Here is a 4,191-nt window from a genome sequence, read left to right as displayed (position 1 = left end):
CTCCGGCGCCGGCGTCGGCCGCGCGCCCGGCGCCCGCTGTTGCACCGGCGCCCGTCTCGCAGGGGATGAGCGGCGATGCCGAGTTCCGCATTGCCGGCGAGCGCCGCGGCTTTACCTGGCCGCGACCGCGGAAGCTGTCGAGCGTCGAGCGGGCCGCGCTGCGCGCGATGCTGAGCGCGAATCCGGCCACCGCGTCGCTGCTGTTGCTGCTGCCGGTCGCGATGCGCAACGGCCTGTCGGTCTCGATCGGTGCGGGCGCGGGGGCCGGGCTGGAAACCGGGGGCGCCGGCGCGGTCGGCCTCATCTTCGACGCCAACGGCGACGACATCGGCGTGTTCGTGTCGGGCGAGCTCGACTTCGGCTACATCGTGTCGGCGAGCCTCACGGGCCAGATCAGCTTGCTGCGCGGCCATATCGACGATTTCTCGGGCACCGGTACGACGGTGGGCGTCATGGTCGGCGAAAGCCCGGCCGGCGGCATCTCAGCGCTGTTCAACGCGCGCAACGAATTCGTCGGCGTCACGCTGGCGGCCGGCGTGAGCGTCGGCAGCCCGGTGAGCATCTTCGTCGGCGTCTCGCGCGCCGCGTCGGGCACGATCGCCACCGCGTCGGCGCTCGCATGGTCGCGCGGCCTGAGCGACGACCCCGAGGCGTACGGCATCGATACGCCGCCGTACAGCGACGACGATGCGGCCGCCGAGCCGCCCGCGACGGCCAGCGCGCTGGCGCTGGGCGCGCGCGAGAACAGTCTCGTCACGCGCACCGCGGCCAGCCCGAATTTCGACGAGGGGCGCGGCAGCAAGACGATCGACCGGATCATCATCCACATCGCCGATGTGCCCACGGTCCAGCAGGTGGTGAATACCTTCACCAATGCCGCGTCCACGGTGAGTTCGCATTACCTGGTCGGGCAGGCGGGCGAAGTCGTCCAGTTCGTGTCCGAGGCCGACACGGCGTGGCACTGCAAGGGCTCGAACCAGCGCAGCATCGGCATCGAACATATTGCGGTGAAGCGCGGCGGCGCCGACTACCCGCGTCGCAACGGCACCGTCCAGCATTTCGACGCGCTGGCGCCGACCCAGCTCCAGTACGAAACCTCGGCGGCGCTGGTCGCGTCGCTGTGCGACAAGTATCAGCTGCCGATCAATCGCACGACGATCATGGGCCACCGCGAGGCCGACACGTCGACCGGCCATACCGCGTGCCCCGACGGCAACTGGGATTGGGACTACTTCATGCGGCTGGTCAACAGCCGCACCTGCCAGCCGCAGGCGGCCGGCCAGGCGCTCGGGTTCGACGCACGCGGCCTCGGCGATGACATTCCGCTCGATCCCGGCGTCGGCGGCCTGTCGATCGGCACCGATGCGCTGGAGATCGGCGACATCATTCTCAGCACCACCGGCAATTCCGGCTCCGGCGTCATTCGCGCCGGCTCAGGCGCCGAGGTCAGTCACGCGATGCTCTATGTCGGTCAGGGCGGGCAGGTGATCGAGGCGATTCCCGGCGGGGTCCAGCTGCGCCCGCTCGCGGATGCGCTGGCCGACGCGCGCCTCGCGGTCGCGTTTCGGGTGCCGGGCCTGACCGATACGCAGCAGCGGCAGGTCGCCGATGCCGCCGCGCGCTACCTCGATCGCGGCTTCAACTATGTCGGGCTGGTGCGCTGCGGCGGCTACCTGATCGATCGCCGCGCGTGCGACCTGCTGTCGGGCGACGCGGCGCAGCGCTGTCGCCGCTTCGTCGGCCGCATCGAGCTCGGCGAGGGCGCCGACACCGACAGCTTCTTCTGTTCGCAACTGGTCGCCCAGTCGTTTCAGGACGCAGGCAAGCCGATCGTCAGCGTGCCGCCGCACTGGGTGCCGCCGGGCGATCTCGCCAGCTTGTCGACCGGCACGATGGCCCCCGGAACGCTCGCGTATGTCGGCCATCTGAAGGCGCCGATCCCGAGCCGCGGCTTCTTCGGCATGAGCCAGGCGCTGTCGGTCGCGCCGGGCGCCGCGCGCGCGTTGGGCGCCGACGACTGGACGGTGAACTGGGACGAGGTGCAGATGACCCCGCAGCCCACCGACATGGGCTGCTGGGCGACGGCCGCGTCGATGGTGCTCGGCTGGCGCGACAACCAGAGCGTCGATCCGGCGCTGCTCGCGCGCTGCATCAGTCTCGAGCGCCAGATGCGGGACGGCCTGGCGCCGGCCGAGGTGGCCGGGTTCGCCGCTGCGTCGAGCCTCACGGTCGAACCCAATGCGTGCTTCGCGCCCGAAGGCTTTCGGCGGCTGCTGGAAGCGAACGGGCCGATCTGGGTCGCCGAAGTCGTGCGCGCGCCGGTCAACTTCTTCCATGCGGTGGTGGTGACGGGCATGTATCGCAGCGGCGACGCGTATTTCGTGCGGATCACCGATCCGCTGGACCGGGTGGTCGGCACACCGGGCCATCCCGGCGCGCGTACGCTGCCGCCGACCCACGCGACCGGCAGCCGCTACATCATGACCTACGAGGATTTCGTGTCGGAGTACGAGGCGGCGGCCGGCATCGGCGTGCTCCAGCTGATGCATTCGGGCGGCACGTTCGGTCACCTGATCAATCGCGGCAGCGCGGCGGGCGCGGGCTACGCGCTCGGCGTCGCGCCGCCGGTCGCGGGCGGCGAATTCGGCTTCGGCGCGAGCCTGACCCGGCGCACCGAGCATCGCGACGGGCGCAGCTACGACCTTGCGCAGCTGGCCGGGCTGGTCCAGCCCGCCAATGCGCTGGCGGGCGGCGCCGGGCAGCCGCGCATGGCCGGTCAGCACGTCATGCTCGACGACTGGCCGTACATCGACGGGCCGAGCGGCCGCACGTCAGCGCCGGTATCGATCGACTGGGCGTGGCAGGGCGGCGCGGTCGGCGACGTGACGATCGCCGCGGGCGACGGACAGATGCTCGACGGCTGGAGCGCATTCGTCCGCGCGGATATCGGCCGCGGTGCCGGCACGCCCGAACGGGCGAGCGTCACGCTGCGCATCACCACCACGTTCCGGCATGCGGGCGAGGAGGATCAGGTCGGCGTGACCGAGGTGACGCTGAACGGCGACGGCCGCTTCCAGACCGTGCATGGCGCCGACGGCGCGCCGCCGCTGCCGTCGAGCGGCACGCAGCCGGCGGCGCGCGAACTGCAACCTGCCTGACCCCGAGGGACACGCGCGATGGCTCGCCACATTCCCCCTCCGCCACCCCGCGGCGCGATCACGCCCGCGGTGGCACTTGCTCGCGACGCGTTCGGCCGCGAGATCGTCGACAGCTCTGGGTCGGGCGACCCGGTCAGGCAGGACGGCGCGTTGCCGCAAGCGGCGCCGGCCGGCGGTTCGGGCGCATCGACGCCCCCCAAGGAGAAGGCGACGGACGCCATCGGCCGGCGTGCGGCGGCGCTGGCCGACGCGATCGACTTTCCCACCTTCGTCGCGAGTCTCGTGCATGGCACGTACGACGCGATCGTCGACAGCTCGATCAAGCAGGTGGAGAGTTTCGCCGACCTGGTCGGCGCGGTGGCCAAGCCGCTGGACCAGTTCACGCAGGAGAACGTGACCGACGGGCAGGCGCGTGCGTGGCTGGTCGAGCAGTATCCGCACGACGTGACGCTGGTGCAGGACGGCGGTGAATACCGCCTTGCGCCGGCGGTCCGGGCAAGCGACGACGACGCGGCGCCCGCGCCCGCGTGGCTCGCCGATTTCGGCGCCGCCGACGGCGCGTTCGACGCCCAGACGCTCGAATCGGTGGTGCTGCCCCGCGCCCGCGAGCGCGTCGCGCAGCATCGGTTGTCGACGCTGTCGACGATGGTGCTGCTGGGCATGCAGCGGGTCGTGGTCAAGGACGGCACGATCGCCGCCAGCCTCAATTTCCAGGCCAAGGCGCGCGACCGGGCCGCCGTGCAGTATGCGACGTCGAACGACCCGTCGTCGGGACAGACGACCTGGGGCGGACGGGGGACGTCGGGCGACGTGGTCACCACGGTCTCCACCGTTGCGGTCAATGCGCAAACCGACACCGATCTCAAGGCGACGCTGACCGGGAAGGTGAGCATCAATTTCGCGTCGGAGACGCTGCCGCTCGACCGTTTCGTCGACGAGGCGTCGCGCAATCTGCTGGAGCGGCACAGCCGGCCGGCGGCGCGGATCGCGCCACCGGCGCCGACGGCCGCCCAGCCTGCGGCGCCCGTTGCGG

General features: G+C 71.5%; 1 protein-coding gene and 1 pseudogene. Both read left to right on the top strand.

Annotation, left to right across the window (positions count from 1 at the left end; all coding sequences use genetic code 11):
• A partial coding sequence (locus F3J14_RS33845) for an N-acetylmuramoyl-L-alanine amidase (protein WP_247682349.1) occupies positions 1 to 3,158 on the top strand: 3,158 nt, incomplete at its 5' end.
• An 18-nt stretch (positions 3,159 to 3,176) separates the two neighbouring features.
• Positions 3,177 to 4,191 (top strand): annotated as a pseudogene (locus F3J14_RS33840) (hypothetical protein); the annotation flags it as partial.

This window comes from Burkholderia sp. Tr-862 (genome assembly GCF_011753085.1).
Taxonomy (GTDB): Bacteria; Pseudomonadota; Gammaproteobacteria; order Burkholderiales; family Burkholderiaceae; genus Burkholderia; species Burkholderia ambifaria.
This window is presented reverse-complemented; position numbering and strand designations above follow the sequence as displayed.